Source organism: Inquilinus sp., assembly GCF_057815775.1.
In genome coordinates, this window is the sequence record NZ_JBYRFX010000348.1 from 19,468 (window position 1) to 38,052 (window position 18,585).

An 18,585-nucleotide genomic window follows, 5' to 3' on the forward strand; every position below is an offset into this window, starting at 1 on the left:
CGATTTTATCGATCCTCATGGGCCGGACGCGCGGCCGGGAGCATTCTTCCGCCCCACAGCCGTTCCAGGGACCATGCTCCCGCACCGGTGACGGCAAGGACCAGCATCCCGCCTGCAATGGCGAGGTCCTTCTCGAAGTGCAGCAGCTCGTTCCGTGTCGTGAAATCGGAATGGAACAGGAAAGCGGTCATGAAGCAGAAGAGAGCAAGGGCCAGTGCGCCCAACCGCGCATGCCATCCCAGGGCCAGCAGAAGTCCGGCCCCGAGTTGCAGCGCAATGGTCAGCGCCAGCGCGTAGGCCGGCACACCGGCCTTGCTCATGGCCGCGGCCGCGGCCGCGAACCCGGTCGAGAGTGTGATCGCCTCATGGATGAAGATCAGCGACAGCAGCAGCCGGCCAAACAGCAGCAGGCTGTCTTCGCACCGGGCGCGGATCATCTCGATAGACCGGAACATCGGTTCCTCGCAGAAAATCGTGGGAAAAAGGGTTGGGTGGGCGCCGCCCACCCAACCAGCCGGCATTCAATCCGTTGCCTTGCCGGCGATCGCCTTCTCCAGATCCTCGCGTTCCTCGCAGCCGCTCGGGCACAGCTTGGCCAGGGCGGCGAGCTGTTCCTGCGCCTTGTCCATATGGCCGGTCTCGACATACAGCTCGCCCAGATATTCCCGGGCAGGCTTGTAGTCGGGCTGCAGGGCCAGCGCCTTGTTGTAGTAGGTGAGGGAGGTGTCGTAATCGCCGGTCTTGCGCAGCGTGAAGCCCAGCAGATTGTAGACATCCGCCTCCTGGTTGTCCTCGGCAAGGCCCCGCAGTTCGTCCAGTGCGGCCTTGTAGTTCTTGGCCTCGATCTTGGCGCGCACGGAGGTGAGATCGACAGTGCCAGTCGAGGTGTCGTCGTCGACGGCAAATGCCGGGGTGGACATGAGGGCGGGGGCCAGGGTGAGGGCGCTGAACACCGCGAAGGTGATCAGGTACGTATGCTTTCGCACGGTGTTTTTCCTTGAAAAACAGGGTTGGGAAAATCAGGGCTGGGGAAGTCCGGGACCGGGAAAGGGTCAGGACTGGATGACGGGCGAGAAGGTGTAGGCGTTGCCGTCCTTGGCGAAGGCGCCGGCCCCGGGGAAGGGGAAGTGCGCCCCGCAGATCGCCATCTTGTCCGCGATGGCACGGTCGATGATCCGCCGCCGGGTGGTGATCGCCAGGGGGCCGTCCTGGTCGTAGGAGCCCTGCCAGTCCGGGTGCGGGGCGAGCAGCGCCGGCACATACATCGTGTCGTTCGAGACCATCAGCTGGTCCTTGCCCGAGGTCACCAGGAAGACCGAATGGCCGGGCGTGTGGCCATAGGCGTCGAGGATCTGGATGCCCGGCGCCACCTCGGTGCCGCTCTCGACCAGGTTCCAGTTCTTCCAGGTCGGGAAGACGTCCGAAATGCGCTTGCCGGCCGCGCGCCGGCCCTCCGGCAGCTTCTCGACCTGGCCGGGGTCGGTCCAGAACTTGTACTCGACGCTGTTGGTCACCAGCTCGGCATTCGGGAACACGGCGTTGTTGGTGCCCTTCTCCATCAGGCCCCAGACATGGTCCGGATGGAAATGCGAGATCAGGATCGTCTTGATCTGGCTGCGGTCGATGCCGGCGGCCTTCATGTTGGCGGGCAGATGGGTTGCGTTGGTCTGCCACTGCCCGACGCCGGATCCGGCATCGATCATGATGTGGTTGTCGCCCATCTTCAGCACGATCACGGTGAGCGGGATCGGCATGAACTCGGTCGTCAGCCCCGCCTTGGCGAGTGCGGCCTTGGTCTCGTCGACGGAGACGTCCTTGATGAAGGCCGGGTCGTGCGGCTTGCGCCAGATCCCGTCATAGACCGCCGTCACTTCGATCGAGCCGACCTTGTATTTGTAGAAGCCCACGGTCGGCTCCAGCGGGGTGTCCGCGCGGGCTTCGCCCACAAACGACAGCGGCTTCGTCAATCCCCAGGCGGCCGCAAGGGCTCCGCTTGCCAGGACACCCCGGCGAGTCATGTTGAACATCTGTCTTCTCCGGTGAGCGGGTGGCGCTCTGTGATCCGTGATGCCGGCCTCAAGCGATGGCTCGGCTGTTGACGAGATCAGGGGACACGCCGCTTTATTCCCGCGTTCGGAAAAAAGGCGATCGGCATCGACGTCCCGGGACAGGTGCGCGTCACCGTCGAGCCGCGACGTCGAGCCCGCCATCCTGGCCGATGGATAATCCGGCCCGATCTCAGCGGGCCAAGCCGGACCCTGGCTGCAAGGGCGGGATTCAGCCACGATCGGGAGTGCCGGCGAGAGTGATGAGGCGGCATCTGTGACGCCGCCTGCACTCCTTTCATCCATGCCTTCCAACAGCATTCACTCGGAATTGTCCGGCGCGGATTGCCCTATCCCTGAGCGGCCAGGGCCTGTTCTCTCAATCGGGACAATGTCGTGCTGGGGGTGATCGCCTCGGCATCGACGCGAAGCTCCAGCAGGGCGGGACGCCGCTGCGCCGTCGCGAAGGCCCGGGCCCGGGCGAAGGCCGTGGCGAAGTCACCGGTCGTGGTCACCAATTCGCCATACCCGCCATAGGCGCGCGCCAGCGCCACGAAATCCGGATTCTCCAGGTCGGTCCCATACACGCGCGCCGGATATTCGCGCTCCTGGTGCATGCGGATGGTGCCGAACATGCCATTGTTGATGACCAGGAAGACGATGCCCAGGTTGTACTGGCTCGCCGTCGCCATCTCCTGGCCACTCATCAGGAAGCAGCCATCGCCTGCGAAGCAGAGGACCTCCCGGTCGGGATGCAGCAGCTTCGCCGAAACCGCCGCGGGCACGCCGTAGCCCATCGCGCCGCTGGTCGGCGCGAGCTCGGTCGCCCCGGTGCGATAGCGATGGAACCGGTGCACCCAGACCGTGTAGTTGCCGGCCCCGTTCGTGATGATGGCGTCGGCAGGCAGCACGTCCCGCAGATGCATCATCACGGATCCGAGATCCAGATCGTTCGCTGTCGCCACCGGGGTGCTGTACTTGACGTAGTGGGATCGGCCCGCTTCCCGCCAGGCCATCGATTTCGGCTTCGTGACGCGCCTTGCATGGGCGACCGCCGCGGCGAATTCCGGCATTCCGGCATTGATCATCAACTGCGCCTTGTACACGCGGCCGAGTTCCGATGGATCGGCATGGACATGCACCAGGGTCGTGCGCGGCTCGGGGATGTCGAACAGGGTATAGCCGCCGGTCGTCGGCTCGCCGAGGCGTGTGCCGACAGCCACAACGAGATCCGCATCCCGGACATATCTCTGCAGCGCCGGATCCAATCCGATGCCGATGTGGCCGACATAGTTGGCATGTTCATTGTCGAAGATGTCCTGGCGGCGGAACGCTGCCGCGATCGGCAGATCGAACGCCTCGACGAACCGCCGCAGATCGTCCCGCGCCGTCTCGGTCCACCCCGATCCGCCGACGATCACGAGCGGGCGCTCGGCCTGGTCGAGCAGTTCGAACAACCGGTCGAGGTCCCCCGGCCTCGGGGCCCCGGCGGTGCGGGTGTAGCGGGGGGCGTCGGCGACCGACACCGAGGCATTGAGGACATCCTCCGGCAGCGAAATCACGACCGGCCCCGGCCGGCCGGACACGGCCGTGTGGAACGCCCGGCTGATGATTTCGGGGATGCGGTCGGGCCGGTCGATCTCGATCACGAGCTTGGCGACCGTTCCGAACATCTGCCGGTAATCGATTTCCTGCCAGGCTTCGCGCCCGGCCATGCCGCTGTTGATCTGCCCGATGAACAGGATCATCGGCGTCGAGTCCTGCATCGCGTTGTGGACGCCGATGCTCGCCTGGGTGGCCCCCGGGCCGCGGGTCACGAAGCAGATGCCTGGCCGGCCGGTCAGCTTGCCGTAGGCCTCGGCCATGTTCGCCGCGCCGGCCTCGTGGCGCGTCGTGACCAGGCGAATGTCGTCTTGCCGATCGTACAATGCGTTGAGCACGGGCAGGAAGCTCTCGCCTGGCAGGGAGAACACCGTGTCCACGCCATGGATCTTCAGGGCGTCGACCAGAATCGTGCCGCCATCCCGGAGCGGCGCTTCAGAAGCGGCCAGGAAATTCTGCATGGGTTCCTCTGCTGGCTATTGTCCCGCGCGCGGATCGGCTGGCCTTGGTCAGCCCGGTTGTCTCACTGCACGGTGAACGAGATTGTCCCCAGGTGTTCGAACACGCCCCGGATGTGGGCGCCGGGCGTGAGCGGTATGGCCGCGGTCGCCGCGCCGGCGAGCACGATGTCCCCGGCCTCGAGCGCGGTGCCGACCTGCGCGGCGAGCCGCGCCGCCGCGACCAGCGAGCGGAGGGGCGACCCGAGAATCGCGGCCGACGAACCGATCTCGACCGGCTCGCCATTGCTCTCGATGATCATGCCCAGGTTGCCGATGTCCAGCGAGCGCGGGTGCCATCCGCCCAGCAGGAAGCCTGCCGATGACGCGTTGTCCGCGACCACATCGGCCAGCCGGAACTTGAAGTCCCGGAACCGGCTGTCGATGAGTTCGATCGCCGGGGCGATGCCATCGACGGCATCGAGCGCCTCGAACAGGCTGACCTTGCCCTCCAGGCGCTTGCGCAGCACGAAGGCGATCTCGGGTTCCGCCCGCGGATGGATGTAGGACCCGCGTTCGACCACGCCACCTTCTTCCAGCAGCATCGAATCGGTGAGGCGGCCCAGGATCATGTCGGACACCCCGACCTGGAGCATCTTGGCGCGGCTGGTCAGGCCCATCTTGATGCCGACCCGCCGCTCGTGCCGGGCCAGCCGCCGTTCGACCGAAAGCGCCTGGATCCGATAGGCATCGTCGATCGAAAGGTCGGGGTCCGCGTCTGTCAGCTGCGGTATCGCGGTTGCCGTGCGGGCGGCATCGTCGACCAGTTCCGCAAAGGCGGCGATCTTGTTCATGGCACTATCCTTTGGCGCGGGCCAGATCGAGGGCGACATCGACGATCATGTCTTCCTGGCCGCCGATCATCTTTCGCCTGCCGAGTTCGACCAGGATCGACCTGACGTCGATGCCGTAGCGGGTGGCCGCCGCCTCGGCGTGGCGCAGGAACGAGGAATAGACGCCGGCATATCCGATCGAGAGCGTCTCGCGGTCGACCCGCACCGGCCGGTCCTGCAGCGGGCGGACCAGATCGTCGGCGGCGTCCATCAGGACATCGAGGCTGCAGCCATGGTCGAACCCCATGCGGTCCGCCACGGCGATGAACACTTCGAGCGGCGTGTTGCCCGCCCCGGCGCCCATGCCGGCGAGCGAGGCGTCGACGCGCATTGTGCCAAGCTCGACCGCCGCCACGGAAATGGCGACGCCGAGGGACAGGTTGTGGTGCGCATGAATGCCGACCTCGGTGGCCGGTGCCAGCGCATCGCGCAGCGCGGCGACCCGGGCGGCCGCACCCGCCACCGTCAGCGCGCCGGCGCTGTCGGTGACATAGACGCAGTGGGCGCCGTAGCTCTCCATCAGCCGGGCCTGCCCGGCCAGCCCCTCCGGCGTGTTGAGATGGGCCATCATCAGGAAGCCCGAGACGTCGAGCCCCAGCTCGCGGGCCGCCGCGATATGCTGGGCGGCGACATCGGCCTCGGTGCAGTGGGTCGCGATGCGGACGGATCGGACCCCGGCCGCAGCCGCGGCCTTGAGATCGTGGATCGTGCCGATCCCGGGGATGAGCAGCGTGGTGATGCGCGCCCGGTCGACGGCCGATGCCGCCGCCTCGATCCAGTCGAGATCGCTGTGCCGGCCGAACCCGTATGTGAACGAGGATCCGGACAGCCCGTCGCCATGTGCGATCTCGATGGCGTCGACGCCGGCCTGGTCGAGGGCGGCGGCGATGCGCCTGACATCGCCGGTCGAGAACCGGTGGCGGATCGCGTGCATGCCGTCACGCAGGGTGACGTCCTGGATATAGAGCTTTGCCATCAGGCCGCCTCCCGCAGGATGGCTTCGACCATCCGCTCTCCCGCCGCCAGCGCTGCCGAGGTCATGATGTCGAGGTTGCCGGCATAGCTCGGCAGGTAATGCCCGGCCCCTTCGACCTCGAGCAGGACGGTGACCTTCAACCCGTCAACCGGCTCTGATGTCCCCGGGATGACGATTCCGGTCACGCGCTCGAACTGGACCGCCTGTTTGAGGCGGTAGCCCGGGACGTATTCCTGGACCCTCGCGACCCGGTTTTCGATTTCGCTGCGGATGGCTTCGGCATCATCCCCAAGGGCAAGGCACGTGATCGTGTCGCGCATGATCATCGGCGGTTCTGCAGGGTTCAGGATGATGATCGCCTTGCCGCGCCGGGCCCCGCCGACGGCCTCGATCGCGCGGGCGGTGGTTTCGGTGAATTCGTCGATATTGGCGCGCGTGCCGGGCCCTGCGGATTTCGAAGCGATCGACGCCACGATCTCCGCATAGGCCACGGGAACGGCGTTCGCGATCGCGGCGATGATCGGGATCGTCGCCTGGCCGCCGCAGGTCACCATGTTGATGTTCCTGGCGCCGAGATGCGTGTCCACATTGACCGCCGGGACGACATAGGGCCCCACGGCAGCGGGCGTCAGGTCGATCGCCCGCTTGCCGTCGGCCGCGAGGATGGGGGCGTGGCTTGCATGCGCGGCGGCCGAGGTGGCATCGAAGATGATGCCGATATCGGCGTAGCCCGGCATCGACCGCAGCCCCTCCAGCCCCTTGGCCGTCGTGGCGATGCCCAGCCGGGCCGCGCGTGCCAGCCCTTCGCTGGCCGGATCCACCCCGACGAGAGCGACCATTTCGAGGGCGCGGCCGTGGCGCAGCCCCTTGATCAGCAGGTCGGTCCCGATGTTGCCCGACCCGATCACGGCACATGGCATCGACGTCATGATCAAATCCCCTGAAAATCGATGCTGACGCTGCCGAGCCCGTTGATGCGGGCCTCGAAGCGGTCGCCGGCATTGGCCTGGACCATGGGGCCGAGCGCCCCGGAGAGAATGATGTCGCCGGCCCGCAGCGGCCGGCCGTTCCGCACCATCGTGCGGGCGAGCCACAGCGCCGCCTTGAGCGGATTTCCCATGCAGGCGGCGCCGGCACCGGTCGAGACCGGCTCGCCCCTCCGCTCGATGACGGCGCCGCACAAGGCGAGATCGATCTCCCTGATGCTGCGCGGGCTCGACCCGAGCACGAACAGCCCCGAAGAGGCGTTGTCCGCGATGGTATCGGCGAGGCGGATGTTCCATGCGGCGATGCGGCTGCCGACGATCTCGATGGTGGGGAGGGCATAGTCCACCGCCGACAGCATGTCGGTCATGGTGACCTGTTCGTCATCGAGCGGCCGGCCCAGGACGAAGGCCACCTCGGCCTCGACCTTCGGCTGCAGAACGCGTCCCGGTTCGACGCTATCGCCATCGGCCAGCGCCATGTCCGCGAACAGCATGCCGTAATCCGGCTGGTCGACACCCAGCTGGCGGCGGACGCTCGCCGCCGTCAGCCCGATCTTCCGGCCGACCAGGCGCCGCCCCGCGGCTTCGCCGCGCCGGCTGTTGATCTCCTGCACGTGGTAGGCCGCGGCGACATCCGCGTCCCCAATGAGATCCCTGACGGGATCGCAAGGGATGCCCGACACCGTCGCAGCATAAAGCCGTGCCGCAGCCGCCTCGACGGCAGAGGACGCACCATCCATCGATTGTCTCCTGGGATCAGCTGGCGGTTCGCTGTTCGCTGTTCGCCCGGCGATTGTTCCGGGCGTCCGGATTGACGATGTCGGCGTGACCCTCACCGCTGATCATCGCCCACAGGTTTCTGGCGGCGTGCCAGCCGATCGCCTGGGTTCCTTCCGTCGTCCACGCCGCCACATGCGGCGTGCAGATGACGTTCTTGCGCCTGAACAGCGGATCATCCGTCCTGGGCGGTTCCTGGTCGAAGACATCGAGCGCCGCGCCGGCGATCTGTCCCTGGTCGATGGCATCGCGCAGGGCGGCATAGTCGATCAGCGAGCCGCGGCCGGTGTTGATGACGAAGGCCGTGCGCTTCATCCGCGCGAAGGCGGCGGCATTCAGGAGGTGATGATTTTCCGGGGTGGGCGTGGCGTGCAGCGTGATGAAGTCCGAGCCCTGGATCAGTGTGGGCAGGTCCACCAGTTCGACGCCCGGCGGCGGCTCCGCCAGATAGGGGTCGTAGGCGAGGATGCGCGCCTCCCAGCCGGACAGGCGCTGGGCCACGCCACGACCGATGCGGCCGAGCCCGATGATGCCGATGGTCGCCCCGCGCAGCGTCGCGCCATGCGTCAGCCCGCGCCAGCCGCCGCCCTGCATGAACTCCGGCGTCCATGTGCCCAGCTGCTTCGCCAGCCCCAGCATCAGCGCGACCGTGTGTTCGCTGACCGTGAAGATCTGGAACTCGTTGGGCGTGCTGCTGACCAGGATGCCGTGGTCGGTGGCGGCGTCGAGATCGATGCTGTCGACACCGATGCCGTATTTGGAGATGAAGCGAAGATCCGGCAGCGCCTCGATCACACGTCGGGTGATGCGCGTGCCGCTCGCCCCCATCAGCGCGATCGATCCTTGCGCCTTCCGGATCAGCTCATCCTCCGAATACCGCTGGAACGGCATCTCCCAAAGTGGATGGCCGAGAACGACATCCAGCCCCTGCTCGGTGAGCCAGCGGATGGAGGCATCTGTCGGGTCGTAGCGTTCGAACGCAAAAATGCTGGGCGGCGCCGTCCCTGGACCGGCCATGTCGTGCTCCTTGATGGATTTGTCCGTGGGTGCCAGCCGGAAATCGGCTAGCCGGGCGCGTCGATGTCGGCCTCGCTCTCCGCCGGGCCTGTCTGCGGCCCCCGAAAGATCCGCTGGCATGTGTTTGTCAGATGACTCCGCATCGCCTGGGGCGCGCGGGTGCCGTCACCGTCTTCGACGGCCGTGAAGATCGCGACATGCTCTTCCTGCACGGTCCTGAGATGCTCCGCCGAGCGGCTGAGCGACAGGCTGCGCGCGATATCGATGGCCGTCTCGATCTGGCCGCGCATGGACAGGAGCGCGGAGACGAACCAGTCGTTTCCGGACGCCTTGGCCAGGCTGATATGGAATCGAAAATCGGCGTCGCTGCCGATGCTCCGCGTCTCCACCGCATGGTCGAGCAGCGACAGCGCCTGGCGGATTTCCTCCAGCTGGGCCGGCGTCCGCTTGGTGGCGGCGAGAAAACAGGCCTCGCCCTCGATCGCCTTGCGGAACTGGTAGCATTTCTCGATCTGGTCGAAGCTGTCGATCTGGCCGAAGCCGGACGGCGCCGGCCCGTCAGCAGGCTTCTCGACACGCTGCACATAGCTGCCGGAGCCGCGCCGGGACACGATCAGCCCCTCATCCCGCAGGCGCGACAGCGTCTCGCGGACGATGGGGCGGGACACGCCATAGCTGAGAGCCAGTTCGTTCTCCGCGGGCAGTCGCGTCCCTTCCGCAAGTTCCTGTCGATCGATCATCGTGAGGAGAGCCTCGTACAACTGGTCGCCCAGGCGGGTTGTCGGTCGAATGGGCGCCATCTGGATCTCCTTGGCCGATGCTGTCAAGGTTGCCTTACTTATTTTTGCAGATTAGCGATTTTTGGACGAGAAGCAATTAAAAACGCCGAAATTAGATTGACAGCATTACCACTTGAACGCAACTTGTCCGCACAACCGTCGGTATCAACCCGGCGGAAGCGGGAGGTCGCATCGCGATGCAAACCGAGTTCGATCCGCCTGCCGAGCGCGCTGCGCATGGCCTGTTGCGAATCCAGGACGTTTCCAAAAGCTTTGGCGGAACCCAGGCCTTGAACCGGGTTTCGATGCATGTCGACCGCGGCGAGATCGTCGCGCTTCTCGGCGAGAATGGCGCCGGGAAGTCGACCCTGATCAAAGTGCTCGGCGGGATCCATGCAGCGGATTCCGGCACCATCACCTTCGGCGGAGAGACTCTCGATGACGCATCGCGCCATCGATCGATCGCCTTCATTCACCAGGATCTGGGGCTGATCGACTGGATGACGGTGGCGGAGAACATCTGCCTGGGCCTGGGCTACCCCAGGCGCCATGGCCTGGTGGATTGGGCCAAGGCCCGTGAACAGGCGGCGCGCGCCTTGCGGGAGATGGGGGCGGACATCGACCCGGACGCGCGGATCCAGAGCCTCGACCGCACCGAGAAGTCGATCGTCGCCATCAGCCGCGCCCTGGTCGCCAACGCGGAACTCGTCGTGCTCGACGAGCCGACGGCCAGCCTGCCGGCGAATGAAGTCGCGCGCCTGTTCGGCAGCCTCCGGAAGCTCAAGGAGCGTGGCGTGGCCATGATCTACGTCTCGCACCGTCTCGATGAGGTGTTCGAGATTGCCGATCGCATGGTCGTGCTGCGCGACGGCGTCGTCGTCGGGGACAAGGCTGTCGCCGAGGTCTCGCCCGCGGAGGCCATCGTGATGATTGTCGGTCATGCGCCTGCCGACATCTTCAAGCGCGCGCCGGATGTGCGTGGGGCTGCCCGGCTGTCGCTCGAGGGGATGCGTATCGGCGACGTTGGCCCGGTCGATGCGCAGTTTCACAGTGGTGAAGTTGTCGGACTGGTTGGGTTGCGCGGTGCGGGGCAGGAACTGGTCGGCCGCTGCCTGTTCGGCCTCGAGCCCCTGACCGCCGGCCGGATCCGGCTGGACGGCGAACCGGTGAATGTCCGCAATCCCAGGGAGGCCATCGCTGCGGGCCTTCACCTGGTCTGGGGCGATCGGGCGGCCGGCTCGATCGTGCCCACCCTGTCGGTCCGCGAAAATCTCTACCTGAATCCGGGGGCTTCCGGGCTGGCGCCATGGACCTACCTGGCGCCGGCGGCGGAATCCGCAGCGGCCATCAGCCTCGGTGCGCGGTTGCACCTGCGCCCCAACGAGCCATCGACGCCGATCGAGGCACTGTCGGGCGGGAACCAGCAAAAGGTGGTCGTCGGGCGCTGGCTGCACCTGCGGGGCAAAGTCTATCTCTTCGAAGACCCCACCGCCGGCGTGGATGTCGGCGCAAAAGCCGAAATCTACCGGCTGTTCAATGAAGTCACGTCGCTCGGCGGCTGCATCATCGTCCTGTCGACCGATTTCGAGGAGGTCGCGAACGTCTGCCACCGGGCGCTTGTCTTCGATCGCGGCACCATCGTTGCCGAACTCGAAGGCGATCAGCTTTCGGTCAATGCCCTTCTGGCCGCCGCGTCGGCCCGCATCGTACCGGCCTCATCCCCAACCCCCTCGTTGCACGGGTAATGACATGCAATCGTTACAATCCAACGCCTTAGAGCCGACACGGGCGGAGCTGAGGACACTGTCGAAGCGGGAGCAGGCTGTCCGACTTTTGCCGGTCTATGGGCTGCCGATCCTGACATTCGTCCTGATTGCCGCTTTTTCCATCCTGCTCCCGGACACCTTTCCGACGGCGCTGAACGCGCGGTCGGTCCTGAGCGACAAGGCCATCATCGCCTTGCTGTCGCTGGCCGCCATGCTGCCGATGATGGCCGGGCGCATCGACCTGACCGTGGGGTACGGCATCGTCCTGTGGCACATCCTGGCCATCAGCCTGCAGACGCAGTTCGGGCTGAACTGGGTGGTCGCATCCCTTATCGTCGTGGCGGCGGGCGGGCTGGTGGGCCTGATCAACGGGCTTCTGGTCGAGATCGCACGGATCGACAGCTTCATCGCCAGCCTCGGCACCGGCACGATCCTCTATGCGCTGGCCCTGTGGCACACCGGCGGCCGGCAGGTCATGGGCACGCTGCCGCCCTCGTTCCTCGACCTGAACGGCCTGTGGATCGGCGGCATCCCGATCACCAGCTTCTACGTCGCCGGGCTTGCCCTGGCCCTGTGGGTCATCACCGAAAGGCTGCCGATCGGCCGCTATCTCTATGCCATCGGCGCCAATCCGAAGGCGGCCGCGCTGAACGGCATCTCGGTCCGGTTCTACGTCGTCGGCGTCTTCGTCGCCTCCGGCATGCTCACGGCCTTCGCCGGCGTGGTCCTGGCGTCCAAGCTTCGGATCGGCCAGGCCAGTGTCGGCCTCGAATACCTGCTGCCGGCCCTGGTCGGCGCCTTTCTCGGGTCGACGACGATCCGGCCGGGCCGCGTCAATGTGCTCGGCACGATCTTCGGCGTGCTGATCCTCGCCGTGGGCATCTCGGGCATCCAGCAGTTCGGCGGGGCGTTCTACATCGAACCGCTCTTCAATGGCGCCACCCTCATCATCGCCATCGGCATCGCCGGCTACGCGCAGCGGCGCCGGTCGAGAGTGATCCGCTAATCCACAATCAGCGCTCGGTCATGCGAGGTTGCTTTCAAACGGAAGAAGAATATTGGGCCGGACACATCCTGGATGTGGGCCAGCCATAACATCGTGGGAGGATGAATTCATGTCGAAGATACGCTGTATTTCCATGGTGGCCGCGACGGTTTTGTTGGGGGTGGGCCTGTCGACCCCGTCATGGGCCGATGGCGATGCCTATCTGAAGATGGCGAAAGACTACATCGCTCAGATCACGAAATCCGACACCACCTGGTCCGGCCCGACGACCGGGCCGAAGGCCACCGCCAAGAAGCTTGTCGTGTTCGTGTCGACCGACCAGCGCAATGGCGGGGTTCTGGGCGTGTCGGACGGCGCGGCCGAGGCTGCAGGGGTGATCGGCTGGGACCTGCGGGTCGTCGACGGCCAGGGCTCGGTGTCCGGCCGGGCCACGGCCCTGACCCAGGCCATCGCCCTTCAGCCGAATGGCATCATTCTCGGCTCGGTCGACGCGGCCGAACAGGCCCCGCTGATCGACCAGGCGGCCAAGGCCGGCATCAAGATCATCGCGTGGCATTCCGGCCCGGCCCCCGGCAAGATCGATGGGACGCCGATCATCACGAACATCACCACCGACCCCACCGAGGTCGCGAAGGCCGCCGCCCTCTATGCCGTCGCCGATTCGGACGGCAAAGCGAATGTCATCCTGTTCACCGACAGCATCTACAAGATCGCGACGGCCAAGACGGATGCCGAGCTCGCGGCGCTCAAAGGCTGCGAAGGTTGCACCGTGTTGAGCGTCGAGGATACGCCGCTCGGGGATGTATCCAGCCGCATGCCGCAATTGACGACGTCGCTGCTGACCAAGAACGGTGCCAAGTGGACGTACTCCATCGGCATCAACGACCTGTATTTCGACTTCATGCCGCCATCGCTGCAAGCCGCTGGGATCGGGGGCGACGGGTATCCGCGCAACATCTCCGCCGGCGACGGATCGGAAGCCGCGTTCAATCGGATCCGGAACAAGGACTATCAGATCGCGACGGTCGCCGAGCCGCTGCACCTCCATGGCTGGCAGCTGATCGATGAACTGAACCGCGCTTTCGCCGGCGAGGCGCCGAGCGGCTTCTTCTACCCCGTCCATCTGTTTACCGCGGACAATGTCGGGACCGACGGCGGGGACAAGGGACTGTTCGATCCCAGCAACGGCTATCGCGAGGCCTACAGGAAGATCTGGGGCAAGTAGCCGGCGCTTCTCGGTTTATCCGCGAACTCATCCGCCCGGGGCCGGTCGGTCCGGGCGCCACCACGAAACCAGCTGGATCAAGAGTATGAGCGAACTGCCAACGCCGTCCCATGCCCGCAACATGCGCATCATCGGCCATAGCGACCAGGGTGGTCGTCCCGATGGCGTGCAGATCATGGTGCACAGAGGCTTTGCCTATATCGGCCACATCTTTTCCCAGGGCTTCAGCGTCCTGGATGTGCGCGATCCTTCCAAGCCGAAGGCGGTCGCCTACATCCCGACGCCGTTCAACACCTGGAGCCTGCATCTGCAGACCGCGGATGACCTGCTGCTCGTGGTCCATGCCAAGGACATGTTCGCGCAGCCCGAACTGGCCGATGAGAAGAACTACTACAAGGGCAAGGCGGATTTTCACGCGGAGGATCACGCCGAACAGCAAACCTGGTCTGCCGGCCTGGCCGTGTACGACATCACCAAGCCGGAGAGCCCCCGGCAGATCGGCTTCATGCCGGTGCAGGGCGGCGGCCTGCATCGCGTCTGGTACACGGGCGGCCGCTGGGCCTACGCGTCGGCCCTGCTCGACGGGTTTACGGACTACATTCTCATCACCATCGACATGGCGGACCCGAAGCACCCGGTCGAGGCCGGGCGATACTGGCTGCCGGGCATGAACGCCAAGGCGGGCGAAAAGCCCAACTGGCCCTCTGAATTCGGCCGGTACGGGCTGCATCACCCGATCGTTCATGGCGACATCGCCTATTGCAGCTGGCGGGACGCCTGCCTGGTCGTGGTCGATGTCGCCGACCGGGCGAATCCCAAACTGATCACGCACAAGAGCTGGGCCCCGCCGCTGGGCGGCGGGACGCACAACGCACTGCCGTTGCCGAACCGGGAATTGCTGGTGGTCGTTGACGAAGCCGTTCTCGACAACAAGTCCGATGGCGACAAGCCGATCTGGATCTTCGACAACCGAATCAAGTCGAACCCGATCAGCATCGCGACGCTGCCAGAGCCGAACGACACCAACTATCTCAAGGTGGGCGGCCATTTCGGTCCGCACAACGTCCATGAAAACCGCCCGGGCAGCTTCGTCAGCGAAGAGCTGATCTTTGCGACCTATCAGAACGCCGGCATCCGGGTGTTCGACATCCGGGACCAGTTCCGGCCGGTCGAGGTCGGCGCGCTGGTCCCGCCGCCGCCGGCAAAGCTGGTCGACCCACGGCCCGATCGGCCCAACGTCCTGCATTCCGCCGATGTGTTCGTCGACGCGAACGGCTTGATCTACGCCACCGATTTCAACGCGGGACTCTATGTCATCGAGTTCGGCGGTTGACCCCGGTATCGCAAGCCCCAGAGGAGGCCCTCGAATGCTGATCGACCACAGAACCTACACGACCCGGCCGGGCGGGCTGCAGAAGCAGCTCGCCCTGTACGGCGAGTTCGGATTTGATGTTCAGCGGCGCCACGCCGGCGACCCGCTTGCCTTTCTGGTCACGGAGACCGGACCGCTCAACAGCTACGTCCATCTGTGGGCCTACCAGGATGCGGCCCACCGTGCCCAGATCCGTGCGGCCTTGCAGGCGGACCCGGAATGGACCTCATACCTCGCGCGCAGCGCGGAGGCCGGGAACCTCGTTGCCCAGGAAAACCGCCTGATGATCCCGGCTCCGTTCCTGCGCAGGTAGTCTTTCCGCGGCGATGTCAGGACGACGGTGCGGGTCTATGCGACGTTCGATGTGAACTCACTGCCGCATGACTCGCGCAATCGGTTCGACCTTCATCGGTGTCGCCTCCGTGGACGGCACCTTCGGCAACGGCCCAAAGACCACGATCGGACCGTGGGGCGCCCGCCCTCCGGTCCGTTATCGTGCCGATCGGCGAATGTCTGCTCCGAGGCCAGGCGCATGTTGATGATGTCTGCCAAAGGCGCGCATCAGATCGGATTTGCCGGGTGGACATACAGCTTGGCAGAACTCGCAACCGGGATGGCGGCTTAAGCACGGCGGAGCACCTCTAAGCTTTGAGCCAGAGATTCTTCGCGAAGATGTACTGGCTGGGATGCATCGAGAAGCCGCCGACAGTCTTGGCGTAGAAGGTTGCCTGCTTTCGCCATGTGGCCTGGATGATGGGGCCGTCCTGCTGCAGGATCCGTTCGATCGGCTCCATCAGCTTTCGGCGTTCCACGGGGTCGGCGACGGATTCCGCCTGGGCCAGCAGCCTGTCGAAGTCCGGATTGCTGTAGCCGGATTCATTCCAGGGCGCGCCCGACCGGAAGGCCAGGCCGATATTCATGATGCCGAGCGGCCGGTGCGCCCATGACGTCAGGCCGACCGGGATCTGTGTCCACGCCGCGTAGTAGGCAGATGTCGGCATGATGTCGATGGCGGCATTGACGCCGATCTGCTTCCACATCTCGACGATGCCTTGCACGATCAGCAGGTGATAGGCCGGGGTCTTGGTCACCGCGACGGTGAATTGCAGGCCATCGGGGTAACCGGCATCGGCCAGCAACTGCTTGGCGCGCGCGATATCCGGCGTGAAGGGCGGCAGCGCGAAATATTCAGGATGGACCGGCGCCACCATATGGTCTTCACCGGCGGTGCCCATGTCGCCGAGCACCAGCTTCACGATCGCCGCATTGTCGACGGCAAGCTTCAGGGCGAGGCGAACCTTGGGATCGTCGAACGGCTTCTGGTCGACCCGGAACCGGAGGCACGGGCCATCCCCTGTCGGCACCTCGTAGAGCTGCAGGTTCGGCTGGTTCCGCAGCAGCGGCATTTGGTGCGGCTCGGCGGTCAGCATGCCCTGGATCTGGCCCGAGAGCAGCGCCGCCGGCACCGCCGCGCGTTCGTCGCCGTAATCGACGAATTCCAGCCGGTCGACATAGGGGCGCTGTCCCCAATAGCTCTGGTTCGCCTCATAGACAGCGCTGCTGCCGGGATTGGTGTCGACGACGCGGAACGGGCCCGTGCCGTTGATGCCCGCCCTGAAATTGGGTGATCCCGTGGGGTCGACCATGGCGAAGGAATAGTGGAACAGATGCTCGGGCACGGCGATCTGCGCCGCCTTCAGGTTCAGCCGGATGGTGTGGTCGTCGACCTTCTCGATGGCATTGGCGTCCCACAAGGCGTGCGACACGGTGCCATCCGCCGCCTTGGTCTCGTCGAGCATGTAATCCTTCATCAGGCCGAGGACCGACGAGCCGGTTTCGTCCTTCAGAAGGCGGCCAATGTTCCATGTGACATCGTCGGCCGTGAAATCCCGGCCGTCCTGCCACTTCACCCCCTTGCGCAGGTTCAGGGTCCAGCTGCGCAGATCGTCGCTCGGTTTCCAGGACTCCAGCAGATACGGCCGGGTGATGTTGTCTGCCCCCGTCTCGGTCAAATATTCGAGGGTCTGGCGCGTGGCGTTGGAACTGTCGATGCTGGTCATAACAGCCGGATCGGCAGACGAGTTCTTGTTTTCGATGCGGATCGAGCCGCCGGCCTTCGGCGTCTCCTGGGTGGACGTTTCCTGGGCTTGGGCCGGGCGGCTCCGCCCCGCCATCGCCATCGCGGCCGTGGCCGAGACCCCCAGCAGGGTCGCCGTCCGCAGGAATTCGCGGCGGTCGATGGTGCGGTCCGCGAGCTGTGAACGGAGCCTCGGGATGTAGGGATGATCTTTGTCAGACGCCACGGAACCGCTCTCCCTGTGCTGCTTGAGATTTGTGTTCGTGTTCTGCGCCCGCAGATCGGTCCGGCGGGCCTCGCCCGGCTTTTCCGGGTCGGATGATCGGGCAAAGATACAAATGCATCTATTTTCTATCAAGAAAAAAATTTGTTTCTTTTCAGAAGCGCAATCGCTAGCCTCGCCGGCGAGAAAAGCAAAGGCGGCAAAGGTGGCCGCGCGCCCTGTCCCGCCCATGGACAGCCGGAAAATCCCAGCCTGAAGGAGCCCAGCATGGTCACCGACCGGGATCGCCTCCCCTGCATCGAGATCAGCGGCACGCATTACGATATCGGGGTCCAGCTCGGCCGGTTCGGTGCCGATTTCGCCCATCGCCGGATCGTTCCCGGCGAGTACTGGCCCCGGGTGATGGCCTTCCGCGACGATCCGCGGGTCGCGGTCATGCGCCGGATGGTCGAGGCCCGGTTCCCGACCTACTGGCAGGAGATGCGGGGCCTGGCCGACGGGCTCGGTCTGCCGTTCGACGACGTGGTGCTGTGGCACTTCCGCGGCGATGTCTGGGACATGCCGCCGGAAGGCTGCACGACCGTGCAGATCCCCGGTGCCGAGCCGGTGGTCGCGCACAATGAGGATGGCGATCCGGAGCATCGCGGCCATTGCGCCCTGGCGCAGGTGCGCCCTGAGGGCAGCACGGCCTTCACCGCCTTCATCTACCCCGGCTCGGTCCCGGGCCACGCCTTTGCCGCGACTGCAAAAGGCCTCGTCGCCACCGTCAACCACATCGGGTCGCTGCAGCCCGGCGTCGGGCTGCCGCGCATCCTGCTCGGCCGGGCCCTGCTGGACTGCGCCACGCTCGATGACGCCGTGCGGCTGCTCCAGACCTCGGACCGGGCCGGCGCCTATCACGTCACGCTGGCGCAGCGCGGGGATCCGCGGATCATCGGTGTCGAATTCACCCATTCGGCCTGCTCGGTCCAGACGATCGAGCAGACGCAATGCCACTCCAACCACCTGATTCACCGGGGCATATCGGAGGAGCGGCAGGAGGTCAGCGTGTCGTCGCGCGCCCGGCTGCAGCGCGGCCGCGAGATCATCGCCGGGCATGGCGACGACAGCCGGCTCGATCCCCTGTCCGTGCTGTGGGACAAGAGCAACCCTGCATCGCCGGTCTACCGGCGAGACCCTGAAGACAGCTCCTATACCCTGGCCGTTGCGGTGTTCCGCGTCAGGGCGGCGTCGCTGGACTGGAGTGTCTATGACCATGCCGGGAAGCCGCCCTGTTTCTCGGCGGATGAGAAGGGGTGACGGGAGCCGGCCTCGCGCGCGGCAAAGCCGGAGAAGCGATCGGCCGGGCGTGGAATGCCCTCGACCGCCCGCAGCAAGCTGTCGGACACTGGGCGGACTGGTCGT

Annotated in this window: 17 protein-coding genes; 6 read left to right on the forward strand and 11 right to left on the reverse strand. The window is 65.7% G+C overall.

Annotated elements, in window-relative coordinates; all coding sequences use genetic code 11:
- Positions 1-5: 5 nt before the first annotated feature.
- The 10 genes from AC3XYG_RS12445 to AC3XYG_RS12490 all read right to left on the reverse strand — a co-directional run bounded on the left by AC3XYG_RS12445 (position 6) and on the right by AC3XYG_RS12490 (position 9,533).
- Positions 6-455 (reverse strand): DoxX family membrane protein, encoded by a 450-nt coding sequence (locus AC3XYG_RS12445; protein ID WP_489140152.1) that lies wholly within the window; start codon positions 453-455, stop codon positions 6-8.
- A gap of 66 nt (positions 456-521) precedes the next feature.
- Positions 522-986: a tetratricopeptide repeat protein gene (locus tag AC3XYG_RS12450; protein WP_489140153.1), complete on the reverse strand. Its 465-nt coding sequence runs from the start codon at positions 984-986 to the stop codon at positions 522-524.
- Between the two features lie 66 nt (positions 987-1,052).
- Entirely contained in the window at positions 1,053-2,027 is a 975-nt protein-coding gene (locus tag AC3XYG_RS12455) for an MBL fold metallo-hydrolase (RefSeq protein ID WP_489140154.1), read from the reverse strand.
- A gap of 368 nt (positions 2,028-2,395) precedes the next feature.
- Positions 2,396-4,108, reverse strand: a complete 1,713-nt coding sequence (locus tag AC3XYG_RS12460) for a thiamine pyrophosphate-binding protein (RefSeq protein ID WP_489140155.1) — start codon at positions 4,106-4,108, stop codon at positions 2,396-2,398.
- 62 nt (positions 4,109-4,170) lie between these two features.
- The gene (locus tag AC3XYG_RS12465; RefSeq protein ID WP_489140156.1) at positions 4,171-4,938 is read right to left on the reverse strand and encodes a 2-keto-4-pentenoate hydratase; all 768 of its coding nucleotides are present in this window, start codon (positions 4,936-4,938) and stop codon (positions 4,171-4,173) included.
- Between the two features lie 4 nt (positions 4,939-4,942).
- Positions 4,943-5,953, reverse strand: coding sequence for a 4-hydroxy-2-oxovalerate aldolase (dmpG, locus tag AC3XYG_RS12470; RefSeq protein WP_489140157.1), 1,011 nt, complete (start codon positions 5,951-5,953; stop codon positions 4,943-4,945).
- The gene (locus tag AC3XYG_RS12475) at positions 5,953-6,882 is read right to left on the reverse strand and encodes an acetaldehyde dehydrogenase (acetylating) (RefSeq protein WP_489140158.1); all 930 of its coding nucleotides are present in this window, start codon (positions 6,880-6,882) and stop codon (positions 5,953-5,955) included. The genes dmpG and AC3XYG_RS12475 overlap by 1 nt, the downstream gene beginning before the upstream one ends.
- A gap of 2 nt (positions 6,883-6,884) precedes the next feature.
- Positions 6,885-7,679 carry a 2-keto-4-pentenoate hydratase gene (locus AC3XYG_RS12480; protein WP_489140159.1) on the reverse strand — a complete coding sequence of 265 codons (795 nt, stop codon included), beginning with the start codon at positions 7,677-7,679 and terminating at the stop codon, positions 6,885-6,887.
- A gap of 16 nt (positions 7,680-7,695) precedes the next feature.
- Complete coding sequence (locus AC3XYG_RS12485; protein ID WP_489140160.1) at positions 7,696-8,733, reverse strand: NAD(P)-dependent oxidoreductase; 1,038 nt, start codon at positions 8,731-8,733, stop codon at positions 7,696-7,698.
- A gap of 47 nt (positions 8,734-8,780) precedes the next feature.
- On the reverse strand, positions 8,781-9,533 hold the full coding sequence (locus tag AC3XYG_RS12490) for a FadR/GntR family transcriptional regulator (RefSeq protein WP_489140161.1): 753 nt from the start codon (positions 9,531-9,533) through the stop codon (positions 8,781-8,783).
- A gap of 176 nt (positions 9,534-9,709) precedes the next feature.
- Between AC3XYG_RS12490 and AC3XYG_RS12495 the strand changes: the two genes are divergently transcribed.
- The 5 genes from AC3XYG_RS12495 (at position 9,710) to AC3XYG_RS12515 (ending at position 15,194) form a co-directional block, all read left to right on the forward strand.
- On the forward strand, positions 9,710-11,257 hold the full coding sequence (locus AC3XYG_RS12495; protein WP_489140162.1) for a sugar ABC transporter ATP-binding protein: 1,548 nt from the start codon (positions 9,710-9,712) through the stop codon (positions 11,255-11,257).
- 88 nt (positions 11,258-11,345) lie between these two features.
- Positions 11,346-12,284, forward strand: coding sequence for an ABC transporter permease (locus AC3XYG_RS12500; protein ID WP_489140163.1), 939 nt, complete (start codon positions 11,346-11,348; stop codon positions 12,282-12,284).
- A gap of 133 nt (positions 12,285-12,417) precedes the next feature.
- Complete coding sequence (locus AC3XYG_RS12505; protein WP_489140164.1) at positions 12,418-13,509, forward strand: substrate-binding domain-containing protein; 1,092 nt, start codon at positions 12,418-12,420, stop codon at positions 13,507-13,509.
- Positions 13,424-14,842, forward strand: coding sequence for an LVIVD repeat-containing protein (locus AC3XYG_RS12510; RefSeq protein WP_489140165.1), 1,419 nt, complete (start codon positions 13,424-13,426; stop codon positions 14,840-14,842). The genes AC3XYG_RS12505 and AC3XYG_RS12510 overlap by 86 nt, the downstream gene beginning before the upstream one ends.
- 34 nt (positions 14,843-14,876) lie before the next feature.
- Positions 14,877-15,194, forward strand: coding sequence for an NIPSNAP family protein (locus tag AC3XYG_RS12515; RefSeq protein WP_489140166.1), 318 nt, complete (start codon positions 14,877-14,879; stop codon positions 15,192-15,194).
- 328 nt (positions 15,195-15,522) lie between these two features.
- On the opposite strand, the gene AC3XYG_RS12520 is transcribed toward AC3XYG_RS12515, so the two are convergent.
- Complete coding sequence (locus AC3XYG_RS12520; protein WP_489140167.1) at positions 15,523-17,499, reverse strand: ABC transporter substrate-binding protein; 1,977 nt, start codon at positions 17,497-17,499, stop codon at positions 15,523-15,525.
- Here AC3XYG_RS12520 and AC3XYG_RS12525 point away from each other — a divergent pair.
- Entirely contained in the window at positions 17,449-18,480 is a 1,032-nt protein-coding gene (locus AC3XYG_RS12525) for a C45 family autoproteolytic acyltransferase/hydrolase (protein ID WP_489140168.1), read from the forward strand. The genes AC3XYG_RS12520 and AC3XYG_RS12525 overlap by 51 nt on opposite strands.
- The last annotated feature ends 105 nt before the right edge of the window (positions 18,481-18,585 follow it).